Raw genomic sequence first — 19382 nt, 5'->3', positions numbered from 1 at the left:
GGCGGGTTAGCGGGCGGAGCCCGCGTAACCCGCCATGCCGGCGCGCCGCTTACTCTACAAAGACCACCGCCGTCCGCGCCGGAATGGTGAACCGCCCCGTACCGCTGTCGTACCTGGCCGATTGCGCGCGTTGGTCTGCGGCGCCTGGCGCTGCATGCACCGGATGCAGGCGGTAGCGCTTGCCTTTCTCCTCATCCGCCACAATGCTCTGCTCCACCTTATCCACGTTAATCAGATAAGTCACCGTCTTGAACGCGGCGCCCGGATAGCCTGCGCCATCGATGCGCGCTGCCACCACCGTCGGCACCTGCGCCGAGCCGGTGTTCAGGAAATGCAGGCGCTGATTGATGTCCGCCGCCGTGCGCATGCGGAACAGCGTGCTGCTGGCGCGGATCTTGAGCAGGTCGCGGAAGGCGTCGCGTGCAAACGCGATATCGGCCGGTGCAGGCTTGAGCGCAGGATTCGCCAGCAATGGCTTCATCAACGCATAGTCCTTGCCATTGTCCGCCTCCGGCGGCAGGCCCACGCCGAAGTAGTTGTCCTGATACGTCCAGTCCAGGCGGTTGAACCAGTCACCCGACTCGAAGCTGTTGCGGTCCAGCGACTTGGAACGCAGGATGTCGAATCCCGCGTGGTAGTAGGCCACTCCCTGGCTGAACGCATTGATCGCCGCGCCCAGCATCTGCACGCGCGCGCGCTCGGCGCCGCTGGTGGCCAGCGGCAGGCGGAACACGTTCACGTCGTACATGGTCTGATTGTCGTGGTTCTCCACGTAGTTCACCACCTCGCCCGGCTCGCTGGCGTAGCCCGCAGGCTGGCCGCTGTAGTCGATGGCCTGCAGCTCCAGTTCCTTGTCCTGCCAGGTCTTCATCTTGTAAGTGCGCACGCTGCCCGCCAGGCCCACGCGCACCAGATCGGCCGTGCGCAGCAGGTCTTCCTTCGGACGCTGGCCCGCATGCGCGTTGGCGTCGTACACCAGGCCGTTGATATAGCCCTGCATGCTGAACATCTTCTCGCCCGAATCGCCCGCGCCGCCGCCGCGCACCGCATCGCGGCCACGGTCGCTGAAGGTGCCGATGCCGCTGCCGTTCAGCGAAAGTTGCGACGCCTGTACGAAGCGCGCGCCGTTCTCCACTTCGCCGAAGTTCCAGCCTTCGCCGATCAGGTTAATCGGTGCGCCGCCGCGATGGCGGCCGGCGGCCTTGTCCACGCGCGCCTGCAAAGCCTCCATCGCCGCGCGCGGCTGGTGGCCCATCAGGTCGAATCGGAAGGAGTCGATCTTGTAATGGCGGGTCCACAGCTCGGCCGAATCGATCATCAGCTTGGCCATCATCATATTCTCGGTGGCCGTGTTGTCGCAGCAGGTGGAACGCTCGACCACGCCCTTGGCGTTCAGGCGGTGGTAATAGCCCGGCACCACGCGGTCCAGCACGGATTTTTCTTCCTGGCCGCCACGGTAGGTATGGTTGTAGACCACGTCCATACCCACGCGCAGATTGGTCTTGTGCAGCGCCATCACCATCTGGCGGAATTCGATGATGCGGCGCGCGCCGTCGGCCGGATCGGTGGCGTAGCTACCCTCGGGGGCGCTGTAATGGTAGGGGTCGTAGCCCCAGTTGTAGCAGTCCTTGATGAAGGTGGCCGCCACCAGCGCCTGCTGGCCTTCGCCATCCGGCGCACCGCTTGGCTGCGGTACCACGCAGCCTTGCTCGGGCACGGAGCCGATGTCGTACACCGGCAGCAGGTGGATGTCGGTCATGCCGGCGCGGCTTAGTGCGGCCAGGTGCTTCATGCCGTTGGAGCCGGTCTCGGTGAAGGCGGTGTACTTGCCTCGGTTGGCTGCGCTGACGGTGCTGTCGTTGATGGAGAAGTCGCGCACGTGCAGCTCGTACACGGACATATCGGTCTGCGCGGCGACCTTCTTCGGCACGGGCGCCTTGTCCCAGCCTGCTGGCTTGAGCTTGGGCGAGTCCAGGTCGGCGATGTAGCTGCGCAGCGAGTCGGTGGTGAGGCTGACGGAATAAGGGTCGGTGACGAGATTGCGCACCAGGCCCTTGCTCGGCGCGACAACGTCCACCGCGTATTTGAAATACTTCCCGGCCAGGTTGCTGCGGCGCGAAGCGGACCAGACGCCGGTGGTCGCGTCGAAGCGCATGTTTTCGATACTTGCCGCTTTGCCGTAGCCGTTGTCATAGATGCAGACGGAAACCTGCTGCGCAGTCGGCGCCCACAGCTTGAAGGCGGTATGGCCTTTCGCCACGGTGGCGCCAAGATCTGTAACGCGGGCAGCCCGCGCATACAGGTCATCCAGCGCGCCGGCGATCTGGAGGGTGGTGGCGTCGCGCACGGTGCCGTCGGCGTTCTCCTGCACCAGCACCAGCTGCTGCTTGAGCAGGGCGGGGAGTTTGGACTGGTCCGCCGGCTCCACGGCCAGCACGGCACCGTTGCCCACGTACTTGAAGCGCTGGGCTGCGTCGGCGGGGATGGCGGCGGTGTGGAGGCCCATCGCCAGCGCGCCGTCCGCGCCTGAGACTTTGGCGCCTGCGGCGGCGCTGATCTGGCCGGAGGCCGAGTGATAGAGCTTGAACGAGCCGCTGGCGTCGGCGCCCGGCCACTTGGCGAGCTGGCGGTTCAGCCAGACCGCGCGCGCGTCGAAGGTGTTCGACTGCTGCAGCACGGTTTCAAACGGCGCGTCGCAAGCGCCCAGCTGCACGGACGCCTGCGCCCCGAACGCCGCCGTCACCAGCGCCGCGCCCAGCGTCAGGCGCACTCCCATCTTCCCAGCCATAGACTCGTCTCCAAAGTAGTTGAGCTACAAAATTGGCATTTGCAGCTTGGATTTGTCCGATATGGTAATCCAATTGCTGTAGCTTTACTACGATTCTATGGTTTGTAGACGTCGCGCCTATGTCCGACAGTAACCACAAGGACCCGAAGAATGCCATCGTCCAACTCGCAAATTATCCGATAGTTACCCATGCGGTAGCTCCAGTACGAACTGAGATGGCCGTGCAGAGGCTTCCCTACGCTGCGTGGGGATGGCGCCACGCGCGTTTCGAGGAAGTGGATAATGCGGGCCGAAATGGCAGTATCGAGTTTCCGCAGTTGCTTCCTCGCCGCGGTGGAGTAGTCAATCTGCCAGGCCAAGGTGAGCCTTGACTTCAGCGGAGCTAAAGACTTGCTCCTCGCCAGTACGCACCTTCTCCGCTATTTCCACCGCCGAGTAGAAGTGCTCAAGCTCTTCTACTGCAATGTCGACAAGTTGACGCAGCAACTCTTCCTTGGTCTGGCCTATCCTTGCTGCCAGATCTTCCAGTATCAAGTCGTTCTTGGGGTCCAGTTGAATCGTGGTAGCCACAGCTTCACTCCTCTAGATGGATTCTGATCCCCATGCTAATCCCGCTGTCTACTTCTTGCCAGTGCTGATTTGATACTTCTTGAGCTTATCGTACAAGGTTTTGCGGGGCACGCTGAGGTTGTCGGCGGCGAGGGCGACGTTGCCGTCGGCGGCGGACAGGGCTTGCGCGATCAGGTCGCGTTCGAAGTTGTCGACCTGCTGGGGGAGGGAGGACGCGTCTGCCGCCGCGCCGGAGACCGGAGCGGGGGACGCGGGGATGCTGGCGGAGGTTGGCGCCGAGGGCGCGAGAACAGGGGCCATGCCCAGCGTCAGGCGTTCGGCGAAGTTGCGCAGCTCGCGCACGTTGCCGGGCCAGTCGGCGGCCTGCCACGCCGCCATGTCCTGCGCGCTCCATTGCGGCAGCGGGCGCTGGTAGCGCAGCGCGGCTTCCTGCACGAAGTGGGCCAGCAGCAGCGGGATGTCCTCGCGCCGCTCGCGCAGGCGCGGCAAGTCTATCGTCACCACGCCGATGCGGTAATACAGGTCTTCCCTGAATAGCCCCTGCGCGCTCAGTTGCAGCAGGTCCGCCTTGCTGGCGGCGACCACGCGGCAATCCAGCGTCACGCCCTCGTTGGCGCCCAGGCGCTCCAGGCGGCGCTCCTGCAGCACGCGCAGCAGCTTCACCTGCAGCGCCATCGGCATGCTCTCGATTTCGTCCAGGAAGACCGTGCCGCCGTTGGCGTATTCCAGCTTGCCAATGCGGCGTTTCTGCGCACCCGTGAACGCGCCCGCTTCATGGCCGAAGATTTCGCTCTCGAACACGGACTCCGGCAGCGCGCCGCAGTTGATGGCGACGAAGTTGCCCTTGCGGCCGCTGGCCGCGTGCAGCAGGCGCGCCATCACCTCCTTGCCGGTGCCGGTCTGGCCGTTGATCAGGATGTCCACGCCCGCCGGCCCCACATTGCGCACCAGGACTTTCAGCTGTTCGATGGCGGGCGAGCGGCCGATCAGGTCCGGCGTGTCCGGATGCAGGGCGCGCGCGGCGCGCAGCTCGCGGTTTTCCAGCACCAGCGTGCGGCGCTCCTGCGCGCGGCGCACCGCGTCCATCAGGCGGCCGGAGGCGAAAGGCTTCTCGATGAAGTCGTAGGCGCCGCTGCGCATCGCCGCCACGGCCATGGTGACGTCGCCGTGGCCGGTCACCACGATGACGGGCAGCTCGGCGTCCAGCGCCGCCACGTGCGCCAGCAGTTCCAGGCCGGAACGGCCGGGCAGGCGCACGTCGGTCACCACCACGCCGGGGAAATCGGCGCGCAGCAGCGGCAGCGCCTCCTCCGCGCTGGCGCAGGCCTGCACGGTGTAGCCGTCCAGTTCCAGGGTCTGCGCGGTGGCCAGGCGCAGCGCGGCTTCGTCTTCAATGAGGATGGCTTGCATTGGTGCTTTCCAGTTGCAGCGGCAGGCGCAGCACGAATTGCGCGCCGCCGCCAGGCAGATTATGCGCCGTCAGCTGGCCGTTCATCGCCTGCACGATGGACGACGAGATGGCCAGGCCCAGCCCGAGGCCTTTGCCGGACGGCTTGGTGGTGTAGAAGGGTTCAAACAGGTGCGCCGCCACCTGCTCGGGGATGCCGCCGCCGCTGTCGCTGATGCGCACTTCGGCGTGGTCGTCCACGCGCGCCAGGGTGATGCAGACCTGGCGCTCGGGCGACTCCTCAACGGCGTCCAGCGCATTGCGCAGCAGGTTGATGAGCACCTGCTCGATGCGCACCGGATCGCCGGCCACCAGCAGCGGGACGGCGTCCGGCTCCGCGCCCGCATCAATGGCGAGCGCCACGCCGTGGCGGCGGAACTCGCTCTCCATCATGAAGGCCGACGCGCGCACCGGCTTGGCCATGTCCACCGCGCAGATGGCTTCATCCTTGCGCGCAAAGCCCTTCAGCTGCGAGATGATGGCGCCCATGCGCGCGCTGGCGTCGCCGATGTGGCCCAGGTTGGCCTCCGCCTGCGCCGCCTGGCCGCGCTGCAGGAAAGTGCGGGCGTTGTCCGCAAAGGCGCGGATGGCCGCCAGCGGCTGGTTCAGCTCATGCGTCACGCCCGCCGCCATCTGGCCCAGCATGGCCAGCTTGCCCGCCTGGACCAGTTCATTCTGGGTCGAGCGCAGCATCTGCTCGGCCGCTTTCAGGCGCGCGTACTTGTTCTCCAGGTCATGGTTGGTCTCGCGCAGCTGCTGCGTGCGTTCAACGATGCGGCTATCCAGCTCGCGCGCCGCCTGCTGCAAGGCCTGGCGCGACTCCTTGCGCTCCTCCAGCCTGCGCCGGCGCTGGTGCAGCGCCCACCACGACGCGGCCGCGCAGGACAGCAACAGCACGGCCGCCAGCGCCCACTGCAAGCCCGCGCGCGCCACCCGCGCCTGCGACGGAAACAGCATCAGCTGCCAGCCCAGGCGGCCCACCGGCCGCGCCGCGAACTGTCCCGGATGCGCGGGCAGCGGCGCCACCGTCTGCCCCATATACTGCTGCGTGTGCGCCAGCTCCTGCGTGGTGGCCGCGCTGAGCGGCTGCAGGCTGCGGTAGCGCCATTGCGGCTGGTTGCTGAGGAAAATCACGCCGTGCCGGTCCGCCAGCGCAATGGCGTGCTCGCTGCTGCGCCAGGTCTGCTCAAAGTCCGCCAGACTGATCTTGGCCACCACCACGCCCGCCACCGGCCCGCCTGCCGTGCCGTTGCGGTACACCGGCTGCGCGATGAAATAGCCCGCCTCGCTGGTGCTGGTGCCGATGCCGTAGAACAGTCCCGCGCGGCCATGCAGCGCCTCGTTGAAGTAGGGACGGTAGGAGAAGTTCTTGCCGACGAAGCCGAGCGGCTGGTCCCAGTTGCTCGCGCCCAGCGTGAGGCCGGTGCGGTCCATCATGTAGATGGCGCCGACCTTGGCTTGTTGCTGGATGGTTTGCAGGGATTGATTCAGGCGCGCGATGGTGGGCGCGTCGTCGGTATGGGCCAGGGCCTGGATCAGGTCCGGCTGGAAGCCCAGCACGAAGGGCAGGGTTTCATACTTCTCCATGGCCGACTGCAGATCCGGCGCCAGCAGCTCCAGCTGGCGCCGGCCCTGCTCCATCAGATCCGCCTGCGCGCGCAGCGTACCGGTCCACCAGGCCGCCGCGACAACCCCGGCAGTCCCCAGAAAGACCAGTACCCTGAACAGTTTTGCGCGCATGGTGCGATTTTACATCGGGGTCAGTTCTGTCATCACGTCATGCCGGCAGGCATGACGTGATGACAGAACTGACCCCGAAGGTTTAGTCGACGGCGGCCATGCGCATTTCGTCGTTGTGGTGGCGCTGCTGCTCTTCCATCACCAGCATGCCGAGTTCGCGCTTGAGGGCGTTGAATTCGGCGGCGGAGGGGTCGCGCAGGCGCGGCAGGTCGACCATGATGTCGCGCTTGACGGTGCCGGGACGGTAGGTCATCACCACGATGCGGTCGGCCATGTAGATCGCTTCTTCGATGCTGTGGGTGACGAAGATGATGGTCTTTTTCAGCTCGGCCCAGATGCGCAGCAGCTCGTCCTGCAGGTTGCGGCGCGTGAGGGCGTCCAGCGCGCCGAACGGCTCGTCCATCAGCATGATGGGCGAGTCCAGCGCGAGCACGCGGGCGATCGCCACCCGCTGGCGCATGCCGCCCGACAGGTCTTTGGGGAAGCGGTGGCGGAAGTCGCTCAGCGAGAGCATGTCGAGCAGCTTGGCCACCGTCTGGTTGATCTCGCCCTGGGACATGCCTTTGATTTCGAGGCCGAAGGCGATGTTCTTTTCCACCGTCATCCACGGGAACAGCGCGTATTCCTGGAACACCATGCCACGCTCGGGGCCGGGACCGGTCACGATGCGGCTGTCGGCCGTGATCTCGCCGCTGGACGGCGGCGAAAAGCCTGCGATGGCGTTGAGCAGCGTGGACTTGCCGCAGCCCGATGGTCCCAGCAGGCAGACGAACTGGCCCTGCGGGATTTCCAGGTTGATGTCCTTGAGCGCCACCACTTCGCGGTCGCTGCTCTTGAAGACCTTGTTTACGCCGCGCACGGTGATGTGGCTGAAGTTCTTTTCCATTTTGCTCATCTCAGTTCTCCAGGCCACGGTGCCAGCGCAGCAGGTGGTTGTTCAGTTTGTTCATGCCGATGTCGATGAAGAGTCCCAGCAGGCCGATGCTGATCATGCCGGCGATGATTTTGTCGGACCAGAAGTATTCGCGCGCTTCCAGGATGCGGAAGCCCAGGCCGTTGTTCACGGCGATCATCTCGGAGACGATCACCACGATGAAGGCGGTGCCGATGCCGATCCGCACGCCGGACAGGATGTAGGGCACGGCCGCCGGCAGCATCACGCGGATGAACATGGTGCGCTGGTTCACGCCCAGGTTGCGCGCGGCGCGGATGTAGATGCCGTCCACCTGGCGCACGCCGGCGATGGTGTTCATCAGCACCGGGAAGAAGGCGCCGATGGCGATCAGGAACACGGCCGGCGCGTTGCCCAGGCCGAACCACAGGATCGACAGCGGAATGTAGGCGATCGGCGGAATGGGGCGCAGCAGCTGCATCAATGGGTTGAACCAGGCGTAGGCGCGCTGGCTCGATCCCATCATGAGGCCCAGCGGCAGCGCCAGGCCGGCGCCGATCGCGAAGCCGACCAGCACGCGGTACATGCTGCCCAGCGTGTCGAGCCACAGCTCGCCCGATACGGCCCAGGCCAGCCAGGAGCCGGCGGCCGAATCGTAGGCGGTGAGCGGCAGCGCGTATTCAAGCAGTTTCTGCACCACCGCCACCGGCGACGGCAGCACTTGCGGATTGACCCAGCCCAGCATGGCGCTGGCCTGCCACAGCAGCACGACAACGGCGGGCACCACCAGTCCGGTGCCGATTTCCCGCCAATTCATTTTTTTCATGGTGTCCCCGCTTTACTTGATGTTCAGGCTTTTCTTCGCTTCGTCCAGCAGGTCGGTCTTCACCCACTCGCTGGCCACCGGCGCTTTGCGCATCTTGCCCACGCCGGTCTTGGCCATCACGTCCGTGGTGATCTGGATGTGCTGGGCGGTCACGTCATAGGTGTAGGGCGAGTTGCTGATGGCGTCCTGGAAGTCGTCGGCCGTGATCTGGCTCTTGAAGATCACTTCGCGCACGTACTTCTCGGCGGTCGGCTTGCTGTCGATGAAGGTCTTGGTGGCCTGCACGAAGCAGTTCATGAATTTGGCGGCGGTGGCGCGGCGCTCCTTGTAGAACTTCTCGCTCATCACCATGGTGCGCACCGGCTCGCCGATCGGCGTGTCGTATGGCTTCATCACTTCCACGCCGAAGCCCTTGTTGATGGCCTGCGACGATTGCGGTTCCGATTGCATGATGGCGTCCAGGTTCTTGCCGAGCAGGGCCTGGTTCAGGTCCGCGAAGGCCAGGAAGATCAACTGCACGTCCTTGCCCGGCTGGTCGGAGAAGGTGATGCCGGCCTGCTGCAGCTCTGCCGCCAGCAGCACTTCGTGGATGCCGCCGCGCGTGACGCCGACCTTTTTGCCTTTCAGGTCCTTGATGGATTTGATGCCGCTGTCCGGGCGCGCAACCAGGCGCGCGCCGCCCTTGGCGAAGCCTGCCACCACGTAGATCGGGGCGCCGTTGGCGCGGCCCTGGATAGCCGCTTCGGAGGCGGTGGCGCCCACGTCCAGCTCACCGGCCAGGATGGCCTGCATCACGTCCGGGCCTTTGGCGAAGGTGTGCTCTTCGACCTTGATGCCGCATTTGGGCGCGATCTCTTTGATGTACGACACGGCGCCGTAGTGCGCGAATTTGAGGTTGCCGAGGCGGACCACTTCCTGCGCGCTGGCGGAGGTGGCGGCGAATGCGGCTGCGATGGCGATAGCGAGGGGAATGGTGCGGGTGATGCTCATGCTCGTCTCCTAAGCGGGTTTGTTGTGAGGAGCTATTGAGCAGATTTCGTGCCAAGCAGTCCTGAAAAGGCAAGTGCTTGATTTGATTCGTTTGGTGCGCTGCGGCAGAGTGGCGGGGAGGGGAGGGGAGCGGCGGAAATCCGGAATTACCGCCGGGCTTGTGCGGATTTCCGCCTCAATGGCGGGTTACGCGGGCATGGCCCGCTAACCCGCCCTACGCGGTTACGCTGGCTTTGGGGTGGACGTCTGCGGGGCCGTCGTGGTGCCGTAGCAGAGATTCGGATCTGGCTCGGGGCGGTAGTTGTCCACCATGCGGTAGCGCGTGGCGTACCAGGCGAAGATGGCCGCCGCCAGTCCCGCGAAGGCGGCGAAGAAGTACATCTGGAAGGCCATCACGGAGAAGCCCGTGCTGGCGATGTAGGCCGATACCGCTTCGTTCTTCACGCTGGAGTTCAGTATCAGCACCCACAGGTTGCCGACGGTGACCGCCAGGTACCACAGCGACATGATGGCGCCCTTCATCGAGGACGGCGCCTGGCTGTAGGCGAATTCCAGGCCGGTGGCCGACACCAGCACTTCACCGAAGGTCAGCAGCGCGTAAGGCAGGATCTGCCACGCCATGGACACCGGCGTGCCGCCGTCCATCACCACCTGGATGGTGCCGATCACCACCCACGACAGCGCGGAGAAGAAGATGCCGGCGCCCATGCGGCGCAGGGCGGTCGGTTCGATGCCGATCGCGCGCAGGATGGGCAGCAGGGCCAGGTTGTTGAAGGGGATCAGCAGCATCACCAGCAGCGGATTGAGCGCCTGCATCTGCGCCGGCACGAAGCTGAAGCTCCAGCCCAGCAGCTCGTAGGTCGGGTGGGTCATGTCGTTGGCCTGCACGATCCAGGTGGATGCCTTCTGGTCGAACAGGGACCAGAACGGCGTCACCAGCGCGAACACGATGAAGATGCGCAGCACGGCGCGCACGCCGTCCACGCCTTCGTCGCTATGCTTGCCGCGCGCGCGCTCCAGCTGCATGGAGGTGCCGATGCCGCCGAAGGCCAGCAGCAGCACCAGCGCGGTACAGGCTGCGATCACGAAGCCCCACTTGGGCGTCATGGCCAGCGAGCCCAGTGCGCCGATCACGCCGATGACGGCGAAGTGCAGGCCCACGCGCGACTTGCCCGGCGCGGTGCTGAGCAGGGCGGTTTTCGCCACGTTCATGAAGGAGTTGGGATTCGGCGCGGCCGGCGGCACGTGCACGTATTTTTTGCGGCCCAGCCACAGCACGAAGGTGGCCACGAACATCAGGATGCCAGGAATGCCGAAGGCCACGGCGCCGCCGTAGTCGCGCAGGAAGATGGGCATCAGCAGCGAGGCGAAGAAGGAGCCGAAGTTGATGCTCCAGTAGAAGGCGTCGAACACCACCTTGGCGCGGTTCTTGTTGGTCTGGTCGAACTGGTCGCCCACAAAGGAGGCCACCAGCGGCTTGATGCCGCCCGAGCCGAAGGCGATCAGCGCCAGGCCCAGATAGAAGCCTTCCAGGTTTTTCTCGAACACCGCAAGACAGGCGTGGCCCGCGCAGTAGATCAGGCTGAACCAGAACACCGTGTTGTATTTGCCGAAGAAGCGGTCGGCCAGCCAGCCGCCCAGCAGCGGGAAGAAGTACACGCCGATCACGAAGGTGTGGAACACGTGCTTCGCTTCGCTGGGGCGGTCGGCCAGCGGAATGAACAGCAGCAGGGTGCTGATCAGGAATGGGGTGAGGATGTTGCGCATGCCGTAGAAGCTGAAGCGTTCGCAGGCTTCGTTGGCGATGATGTAGGGGATTTGTCGCGGCAGTGGCCCGTTGCCCTGCTGCGCTGCGGATTGTGTCATTGGTTCTCCCTGTTGGTCTTTGCGGGATGCTATGCCGAACCGGCTGCGCTTGGCAACTGGTATATGCAAGTTGCTGCACGGTAAATAACGGTGGGTAAATTGTAGTTTGACTACTCTTCGAGTTTGACGTGAAAACGTTATGTCATTGATTTTAAAGTGTATTGTTCAATTTAATGCGCGTAGTTCGTGATTGAAAAAAACAAATACATCATGTATATTCTCTACAAACTCCCTCTATGGATACCGACATGAGCAAAGAATTGTCTCCGAACTGGTGGCGCGAAGCGATCATCTACCAGGTTTATCCGCGCAGTTTCAAAGACAGCAACGGCGATGGCGTGGGCGATCTGCCCGGCATTACCGCCAAGCTGGATTACATCGCCCAGCTGGGCGTGGACATCGTCTGGATCTCGCCCTTCTTCAAGTCGCCGATGAAGGACTTCGGCTACGACATTTCCGACTACTGCGACGTCGATCCCCTGTTCGGCACCCTGGCGGACTTCGATGCGCTGATCGCCAAGGCGCACAGCCTGGGCCTGAAAATCATGATCGACCAGGTGATGTCGCACACGGCCGAAGACCATCCGTGGTTCGCCGAGAGCCGCAAGAGCCGCGACAATCCCAAGGCCGACTGGTACGTCTGGTCCGACCCGGCGCCGGACGGCTGCCCGCCCAACAACTGGATGTCGGTGTTCGGCGGCTCGTCCTGGCAGTGGGACTCGCGCCGCAAGCAGTACTACATGCACAACTTCCTGGTCAGCCAGCCGGACCTGAACTTCCATAACCCGGAAGTGCAGCAGGCGCACCTGGACGCGCTGCGCTTCTGGCTGGAGCGCGGCGTGGACGGCGTGCGCATGGACGCCTGCAATTTCCACTTCCACGACCGTACGCTGCGCAGCAATCCGCCGGCGCTGGTGCGCGACACCTCCACCGTCACGGACGTGAACCCATACGGCATGCAGGCCCACATCCACGACAAGACCCAGCCTGAGAACGTGGCCTTCCTGAAGAAGCTGCGCGTGCTGCTGGACGAATACGGCGCCGTCGCCATCGGCGAAGTGGGCGCGGACGATTCGCTGGCCGTCATGGCCGAATACACCGAAGGCGGCGACAAGCTGCACATGGCCTATAGTTTCAACCTGCTCACGCCGGTGTGCTCGGCCAAGCATATCCGCTCGCAGGTGGAGCAGTTCGGCGCGCGCGTGAAGGATGGCTGGGCCTCCTGGTCGGTGGGCAACCACGATTCCATCCGCGTGATGACGCGCTGGGGCGGCGAGAACCCGTCGCCGGAAATGGCCAAGCTGGTGCTGGCCATGCAGCTGTCGCTCAAAGGCACGCCTTGCCTGTACCAGGGCGACGAGCTGGCCTTCACCGAGGCGGACGTGCCTTACGAACTGCTGCAGGACCCTTACGGCATCACCTTCTGGCCCGAGTTCAAGGGCCGCGACGGCTGCCGCACGCCTATCGCTTGGAACAAGGACGCCAACGGCGGCTTCACCAGCGGCAAGCCGTGGCTGCCGGTGGATGAGAAGCACATCGCCCGCGCCGCTTCGGTGCAGGAAGCCGACGCCGCTTCGCCGCTGGCGTTTGCGCGCAAGATCATCGCCTGGCGCCGCACCATGCCGCAGCTCACGCGCGGCGACGTCGTCTTCTTCGACGCGCCGGAGCCGGTGCTGGCTTTGCGCCGCGACCTGGCGGGCGAGCGCAGCGTGCTGGCCGTGTTCAATCTGGGCAAGGAGCCGTTGACGTTTGCGCTGCCGCAGGCGGCAGGCGCGGAGACGATCGGCGCGCCGGGGCTGCCGGGCGCGATGGCGGCCGACGGCACGGCGACGCTGCCGGCTTACGGCGCCTGGTTCGGCTACGCCGCCTGAGGAATCCGGGGTCAGACCCGTCGGGTCTGACCCCGGCCTTTCGGTTTAGGGTCCAACGCATCGCATATTTCGGGTATCCTTGCCGCCTTCACGGGCGTTATATTCCCAACAAAATAAAATCGACGATGAGACTAGCTGAAGTTGACCAAAAATCCAGCCGCACCGCTTTCGCGGACGGTCCGCGCCTGCTGGCCGATATCGGCGCCACGCACGCGCGCTTTGCGCTGCAGACCGGCCCGTCCGAGTTCCGCGCCGTGCGCGTGCTCAAGTGCGACGACTTCACCGGCATCGTGCCGCTGCTGCGCACCTATCTGTCCGACCACGCCGACATCACGCTGAACCACGCGGCCCTGGCCGTGGCCAACCCGGTCAGCGGCGACTACGTGCGCATGACCAACCGCGACTGGGAATTCTCCACCGACGAAGTGCGTCGCGCGCTGGGCCTGCACACGCTGCTGGTGGTGAACGACTTTACCGCGCTGGCCATGTCGCTGCCCGGCCTCAAGCCGGCGGACCTGATGCAGGTGGGCGACGGCGCCCCGGCCAGCAACTCCGTGATCGGCGTGCTGGGGCCGGGCACCGGCCTGGGCGTGTCCGGCGTGATTCCGACGGTGGACGGTTTCGTCACCCTCGGCTCGGAAGGCGGCCACACCAACTTCGCGCCCGCCGACGAGCGCGAATACGCCATCCTGCAGTACGCATGGCAGACCTGGCCGCACGTCTCCACCGAGCGCCTGATTTCCGGCCCCGGCATGGAGATCATCTACCGCGCCATCGCCAAGCGCAACGGCCGCAACGTGAAAGACCTGAACGCGCAGGAGATCATGGCCGGCGCGCTGACCGACAAAGACCCGCTGTGCATGGAAGTGCTGGAGTGCTTCTGCGCCATGCTGGGCGGCGCCAGCGCCAACCTGGCGGTGACGCTGGGCGCTTTCGGCGGCATCTTCATCGGCGGCGGCATCGTGCCGCGCATGGGCGAGTGGTTCGCCTCGTCGCCGTTCCGTGCGCGCTTCGAGGCCAAGGGCCGCTTCACCACGTATCTGTCCGAGATTCCCACCTACGTCATCACCACGCCGAATCCGGCGTTCTACGGCGTGGCGACGATACTGTCCGAACACCTGCGCGGACGCAGCGGCGCCAACACGCTGATGGAACGCGTGCAGCATCTGCAGCATGAGCTGACCCCGGCCGAGCAGCGCGTGGCCGCGCTGGTGCTGGAGCAGCCGCGCCTGGTGCTGAACGAGCCGATCGCCGACATCGCGCGCCTGGCCGAAGTGAGCCAGCCGACCGTGATCCGCTTCTGCCGCTCGCTGGGCTTCTCCGGCCTGGCCGACTTCAAGCTGAAGTTCGCCAGCAGCCTGACCGGCGCCATCCCTGTGCGCCATAGCCAGGTGCGCGTGTCCGACAGCACGCACGACCTGAGCGCCAAGGTGATCGACAACACCGTGTCCGCCATCCTGAAATTCCGCGACCAGCTGGACGTGCGTTCGCTGGACAAGGCCATCGCGCTGGTGGCCAAGGCCAAGCGCATCGAGTTCTTCGCGATGGGGAATTCGCGCGTGGTGGCGCTGGACGGCCAGCACAAATTCTTCCGCTTCCGCATTCCTACCGCAGCCTATGGCGACTCGCATTTGTTCGTGCTGGCCGCCGGTTTGCTGAAGGCGGGCGACGTGGTGATCGCCATCTCCAATTCCGGCAAGCTGCCGGAGCTGCTGGACGCGGTGGACGCGGCGCGCGCGGCCGGTGCGGACGTTATCGCCATCACCAGCAGCCAGTCGCCGCTGGCCAAGCGCGCCTCGGTGTGCCTGGCGGTGGACCACTCGGAGGACAGCACGACCTTCCTGTCCATGATCTCGCGCATTTTGCAGCTGCTGCTGATCGACATTCTGTCGGTGGGCATTTCGGTGGACGCGCAGAACGCGGAGCTGGTGCTGGAACGCAAAGCGGGCGAGGGCGTGGAGGCCGACAGCCGCCGCCTGCTGATTTCCCACCTGGACAGCTGATATGAAAATCTACGCCGCCGCCCTGGCCTTGGCGCTTGCCCTGCCGGGCGCCGCGCAGGCCGCAGAGGCCTGCACCTTCCAGCCGCCGTCCCCGGCGCTGCAGGCGCAGGCCTATCCGCAGCAGACCTTTGTGCGCAAGAAGAACAACGGCGCCGCCGAATCCGCGCAGGTGGAGAAGGACGTGCGGCTGGAGATCCTGCATTCGCAGTGCGTGGACACGCTGGTGACGGAATATACGCTGGTGCTGCCGCGTCCCGCCGGCGCGCATGATTTGAACTACTGGCTGGACTTTGCTGCGGCGGAAATGCAGCGCCTGAAAACCAGCAAGGCGGCGCGCGACGTGCCCGGCCTGCTGGCCTTCCTGAAAAAAGCCCACGGGCTGAAACCGGCGGCGGGCAAACTGGCCATCTGCAAGGACGGCACCGCGCCGGTGGATGGCGAATGCGATTTCGAAAGCCTGGGCGGCTATATTTTCAAGGTGGACGCCACGCGCAACGCGGTGCGCATCACCATCACCGACTACGCCAGCGCGTAATTACTCGCTGGCCTGGCGCACCACCAGGTCCAGCAGCGTTTGCGCGCTCTGGATGGCGGAGGACGCGCGCGCATCCTTGGCCAGCACTTCAAACGTCCCCTGCGTGAAATACAGCCCGTCCGACGCCAGGAAGCCGATGCGCAGATGGCCCGGACCCGGCGGCGGCATGCGGCCGCCCTTGGCCGGCGTGGCCTGGCGCAGCGCCGGCTTGGCCGTCTCCACCAGCGCCTTGGCGCTGTCCGCCACCGCGTCCGGCGCGCCTTCAAATACCGCGAATTTGCCGGTCTGGTTGATGTAGCGCACGGTGCCGTCCGCGTAGGCGGCCAGCACGTCCAGGCCCTCGTCAAGGGGCACTTCCACGATTACACCCAGCAGCTCGTGCGCGGGTACGGCATGGCCGTTCTCGCGCAGCCAGTTGCAGGCCAGGATGCGCACGCGGCTTTCCTCGTCGCTGTCCTCGGCGATGGTGCGCACCACGGCGGCGTCGGCCTGTTCGCCGAACAGCGCCGTTTCCGTACCTTGCGGCTGGTACAGCGAGGATTCGTCGCAGAACAGCAGGTTGTAAATCAGATTGAGTTCGTCCTGCTTGTAGGGCGCACTGGGGGCAGCGGGGCCGGCTGGCGTCGCTGAAGCTTTTTTGCCAAAGAGGGCGAGTAGTTTCTTGAACATGGACGTGGACAACGGGACAGAGCTTGCATGATACGGCAATGCGCGAAAGCGGGTGGCACAAAAAAATCTTGAAATCCTGAAAAAACAGGTTAAGATATATCTTACTTCGATATATCTTATGGAGATTCCCATGTTCCACTTTTTCAAAGGCCATCATCGTTTCCACCCGCATATGCACGGCCACGGCCACCATCGCGGCGGCGGCGGGCGCGGTCCCAAGATGTTCGACTCGGGCGCCATGCGCTACGTGGTGCTGCAGCTGATTGCGGAAAAACCGCGCCACGGCTACGAGATTATCAAGGAGCTGGAGCAGCGCACCGGCGGCAGCTACACCCCCAGCCCGGGCGCGATCTACCCGCTGATGGCAATGCTGTACGATATGGGCCATGTGTCCATCAGCCATGACGGCGCCAAGAAGCTGCACACGGTCACGCCGGAAGGCCAGGCCTTCCTGGACGAGAACCGCCAGATGGTGGACGCCATGATGGCGCGCCTGAGCGAGCCGGCCGAGGCGGGCGGCGACCTGCGCTCGCTGATGCATGCGCTGAAGGAAGCGGTCATCACGCGCGCCCGCGACGGCGCGCCGAACGAAACCCGGCTGCAGCACATCCGCGCCATCCTGCGCAACGCCGCCAACGAGATCAATCAGCTGGACTGAAGGGAGCGCCTATGGCAACTGTTACACCCGTCTCGCCGGCCCGCGAACGCCTGATTTTGTGGCTGCTGGCGCTGACGCAATTCACCGTCATCATGGACTTCATGGTGATGATGCCGCTCGCTCCGCAGCTGATGCAGGCCTTCGGCAAAACGCCGGCGGCCGTGTCGGGCGCGGTCTCGGTCTATTCCTGGTGCGCCGGCCTGTCCGGCCTGCTGGCCATGACCTATATCGACCGCTTTGACCGCAAGCGCCTGCTGCTGGCGATGTTCTTCCTGTTCACCTTGTCCAACCTGGCTTGTGCGATGGCGCCCAATTTCCATGTGCTGGTGCTGTCGCGCGCCTTTGCCGGCGTGACAGGCGGCGTGCTCGGTTCGATCTGCATGGCCATCATCGGCGACCTGGTGCCGCCCGAGCGGCGCGGCGCGGCCACCGGCATTGTCATGACCTCGTTCAGCCTGGCCGCCATAGCCGGCGTGCCGGCGGGCGTGATGATGTCGGCGCATTTCGGCTGGCAGTCCGCCTTTTATCTGCTGGTGGGGCTCTCGCTGCTGATCTGGGGCGTGGCGCTGCGCGCGCTGCCGTCCATGACCTCGCACCTGAAGGCGCAGCCGGTGCCGGTGGCGCGCATCCTGCCCGAGCTGCTCGCCATGTTCCGCGTGCCGGCGCACCTGAAGGCCTTCGCGCTGAGCGGCATGACCATGATGTCCGGCATGCTGGTGATACCCTTTATTTCGCCGGTGCTGGTGGCCAATTACGGCGTGCAGCCGGCGGAGATCACGTGGATTTATCTGGCCGGCGGGCTGGCCACGCTGTTCAGCGCGCGCAATATCGGCGCCTGGGCGGACAGGGCGGGCAAGCAGCGCGTGTTCCGCTACGTGGCCGGCTTTTCCATCGTGCCGCTGATGCTGATCACGCACCTGCCGCACGTGCCGCTGATCGGCCTGGTGCTGATGTTCCCGTTCTTTATGACGGCGCTGTCGGGCCGCACCGTGCCGCTGCAAGCCCTGATGACCACGGTGCCCGAGCCGTCGCGGCGCGGCGCCTTCCTGAGCGCCAACTCGGCGGTGCAGCAGATGGGGACAGGGCTGGGCGCCTTCGTCGGCGGCCTGTGGCTCAGCACCGGCGCCGGCGGGCAGATAGAAGGCTACGGCTACAACGGCTGGCTGGCAGCCGCGCTGACGCTGGGCGCGATATTGTGGATAGGCCGCGTTCAAAGTGCGGCGGTTGCAGCGCCCGCCACAGTGCGCTCAGCCGCATAACAGTGCGTTTGCGGCGCGTTCCGGCATATTGCATCGCGTGGTGTCGCGTCATGTTGCGTAGGGCGGGTTAGGCGGCACGCCGTAACCCGCCAGCGTCACTCGCCCGGCCCGCTGCGCTGCAGCGGCTTCTTGTCCTTGCGCCACTGCTCCAGCGTGAGCGCCTCGCCGGACACGTCGTCATCCACCAGGATTTCGCCGTCCGACTGCGCCACCAGGAAGCTCTCCCAGCGCTGGGCCGCGTCGCTGCTGTTCTCGACAAAGCTCAGCTGGTAATACTGTTTTCCCTTCACGGCGCGCAGCTGCGCGTCGTACTCCATCAGCGCGCCATGCGCCTTCCCGTTCGACGACTTCTCGATCCGGTCCGCCCAGGCCTTCAGTTCAGGCAGCGCCATCAGCGCCGCCACCGCCTGCTCGCGGCTCAGCGCGCCCTTTGCGGCGGGAGCCTGCGCCCCGGCCATGCCGCCTTGCAGCGCCACCGCGCCCGCGCTTGCCACCGTGGCCACCTGTGCGCGTGGCTGGGCCTCATGGCGCACGGTGTACACGTAATAGGAGCCCAGGGCAGCCGCAAGCAGCCCGGCCAGCGCCCCGGCAATCGCAGCGGTTTTCGAGTTTGGGGAGCGCGGAGCCATCGGATGCCAGCCTTGTCATAGAGAGAGGAAAGTTGCGGCCATACTAAACCAAAGGGTCACCAGCGGCAACCAGACCCTTTGCTCCGCCGCAAAAGCTTAACTCGTTATGTACTCAGTCAGGGACAGGTGAAAGGAGGGTATGATTTCTTCAGAAAGCAGGAGGGATGGACAATGCAATCATGCGAAATCAAGGTGGTACGGCGTGGTGATTTGGCTGCAATCAGTCATTTGACGGTCATGCCGACGGTTTGCCCGGTGGCGTTTCAAAACCCTGCGGCCTCGTCCGAGATCGACTTGTTGGCCAAGGCCAGTCTCGCAGTCGGAACCGAATCGTTCGCCCTGTACGGCCCCCACGCAGACGCGCTGGAAGATGACATCGACTTTGTTCTGGAGCAGGGCGAACCCTCCTGGTTGAACATTTCGACGACGTCACATCAGGGAGAATCGCCGCAGGATGTGGCGCAGTTCGTTTTGCATGCGGCACATCCTGGAGACGAGCCATTCCGCTGCTTGCTTGTATTGGATGATCAGCTTGCCGCAGCGGAAGCGCTCATGTACGAACTGGTGTAAGGGATTGCAAAAAAGCCCGCAAGGCGCGAACCTTGCGGGCTTTTTTTTAGCGATGAACCGGTGCGGTTC

At 64.9% G+C, this 19382-nt stretch carries 17 protein-coding genes; 6 read left to right on the top strand and 11 right to left on the bottom strand.

The window, feature by feature from the left end:
* Window positions 1-49 precede the first annotated feature (49 nt).
* From KT882_RS25910 to KT882_RS25870, 9 genes are all read right to left on the bottom strand, one after another.
* On the bottom strand, window positions 50-2788 hold the full coding sequence (locus tag KT882_RS25910) for an alpha-1,6-glucosidase domain-containing protein (RefSeq protein ID WP_161073361.1): 2739 nt from the start codon (window positions 2786-2788) through the stop codon (window positions 50-52).
* A gap of 95 nt (window positions 2789-2883) precedes the next feature.
* Window positions 2884-3147: a type II toxin-antitoxin system RelE family toxin gene (locus KT882_RS25905; protein WP_161073362.1), complete on the bottom strand. Its 264-nt coding sequence runs from the start codon at window positions 3145-3147 to the stop codon at window positions 2884-2886.
* Window positions 3131-3358, bottom strand: coding sequence for a type II toxin-antitoxin system RelB family antitoxin (relB, locus tag KT882_RS25900; protein WP_161073363.1), 228 nt, complete (start codon window positions 3356-3358; stop codon window positions 3131-3133). Before relB ends, KT882_RS25905 begins: the two co-directional genes overlap by 17 nt.
* Before the next feature lie 48 nt (window positions 3359-3406).
* Window positions 3407-4768, bottom strand: a complete 1362-nt coding sequence (locus tag KT882_RS25895; RefSeq protein ID WP_228893642.1) for a sigma-54-dependent transcriptional regulator — start codon at window positions 4766-4768, stop codon at window positions 3407-3409.
* Complete coding sequence (locus KT882_RS25890) at window positions 4749-6545, bottom strand: sensor histidine kinase (protein ID WP_228893641.1); 1797 nt, start codon at window positions 6543-6545, stop codon at window positions 4749-4751. Before KT882_RS25890 ends, KT882_RS25895 begins: the two co-directional genes overlap by 20 nt.
* A gap of 82 nt (window positions 6546-6627) precedes the next feature.
* A complete protein-coding gene (locus KT882_RS25885) occupies window positions 6628-7431 on the bottom strand; it encodes an ABC transporter ATP-binding protein (protein WP_161073416.1) in 804 nt (267 codons plus the stop codon).
* 10 nt (window positions 7432-7441) lie between these two features.
* Complete coding sequence (locus KT882_RS25880; protein WP_161073366.1) at window positions 7442-8263, bottom strand: ABC transporter permease; 822 nt, start codon at window positions 8261-8263, stop codon at window positions 7442-7444.
* A gap of 12 nt (window positions 8264-8275) precedes the next feature.
* Window positions 8276-9253: an ABC transporter substrate-binding protein gene (locus tag KT882_RS25875; protein ID WP_161073367.1), complete on the bottom strand. Its 978-nt coding sequence runs from the start codon at window positions 9251-9253 to the stop codon at window positions 8276-8278.
* Between the two features lie 222 nt (window positions 9254-9475).
* Window positions 9476-11119, bottom strand: coding sequence for a POT-type proton-dependent oligopeptide transporter (locus KT882_RS25870; RefSeq protein ID WP_161073368.1), 1644 nt, complete (start codon window positions 11117-11119; stop codon window positions 9476-9478).
* Between the two features lie 248 nt (window positions 11120-11367).
* Between KT882_RS25870 and KT882_RS25865 the strand changes: the two genes are divergently transcribed.
* The 3 genes from KT882_RS25865 to KT882_RS25855 all read left to right on the top strand — a co-directional run bounded on the left by KT882_RS25865 (window position 11368) and on the right by KT882_RS25855 (window position 15528).
* Window positions 11368-12990, top strand: a complete 1623-nt coding sequence (locus KT882_RS25865) for an alpha-glucosidase (RefSeq protein ID WP_228893640.1) — start codon at window positions 11368-11370, stop codon at window positions 12988-12990.
* 125 nt (window positions 12991-13115) lie between these two features.
* Window positions 13116-14993, top strand: coding sequence for a glucokinase (locus KT882_RS25860; RefSeq protein ID WP_228893639.1), 1878 nt, complete (start codon window positions 13116-13118; stop codon window positions 14991-14993).
* Window position 14994: 1 nt separating this feature from the next.
* Window positions 14995-15528 (top strand): hypothetical protein, encoded by a 534-nt coding sequence (locus KT882_RS25855; protein WP_228893638.1) that lies wholly within the window; start codon window positions 14995-14997, stop codon window positions 15526-15528.
* Here KT882_RS25855 and KT882_RS25850 read toward each other — a convergent pair whose 3' ends face one another.
* Entirely contained in the window at window positions 15529-16197 is a 669-nt protein-coding gene (locus tag KT882_RS25850) for a hypothetical protein (protein WP_161073372.1), read from the bottom strand.
* Between the two features lie 130 nt (window positions 16198-16327).
* On the opposite strand from KT882_RS25850, the gene KT882_RS25845 reads away from it, so the two are divergent.
* Window positions 16328-16855 (top strand): PadR family transcriptional regulator, encoded by a 528-nt coding sequence (locus tag KT882_RS25845; protein WP_228893637.1) that lies wholly within the window; start codon window positions 16328-16330, stop codon window positions 16853-16855.
* An 11-nt stretch (window positions 16856-16866) separates the two neighbouring features.
* A complete protein-coding gene (locus tag KT882_RS25840) occupies window positions 16867-18114 on the top strand; it encodes an MFS transporter (protein ID WP_161073373.1) in 1248 nt (415 codons plus the stop codon).
* Window positions 18115-18209: 95 nt separating this feature from the next.
* Here the strand turns inward: KT882_RS25840 and KT882_RS25835 are convergent, their stop codons facing one another.
* Window positions 18210-18743 carry a hypothetical protein gene (locus KT882_RS25835; protein WP_187358748.1) on the bottom strand — a complete coding sequence of 178 codons (534 nt, stop codon included), beginning with the start codon at window positions 18741-18743 and terminating at the stop codon, window positions 18210-18212.
* A gap of 171 nt (window positions 18744-18914) precedes the next feature.
* On the opposite strand from KT882_RS25835, the gene KT882_RS25830 reads away from it, so the two are divergent.
* Window positions 18915-19313, top strand: a complete 399-nt coding sequence (locus KT882_RS25830; protein WP_228893636.1) for a hypothetical protein — start codon at window positions 18915-18917, stop codon at window positions 19311-19313.
* Window positions 19314-19382: the final 69 nt, after the last annotated feature.

The sequence above is a fragment of the Pseudoduganella aquatica genome (assembly GCF_020865585.1).
Taxonomy (GTDB): domain Bacteria; phylum Pseudomonadota; class Gammaproteobacteria; order Burkholderiales; family Burkholderiaceae_D; genus Rugamonas; species Rugamonas aquatica_A.
The sequence above is the reverse complement of the archived record's forward strand: the minus strand, read 5'-3'. Positions and strand labels throughout refer to the sequence as shown.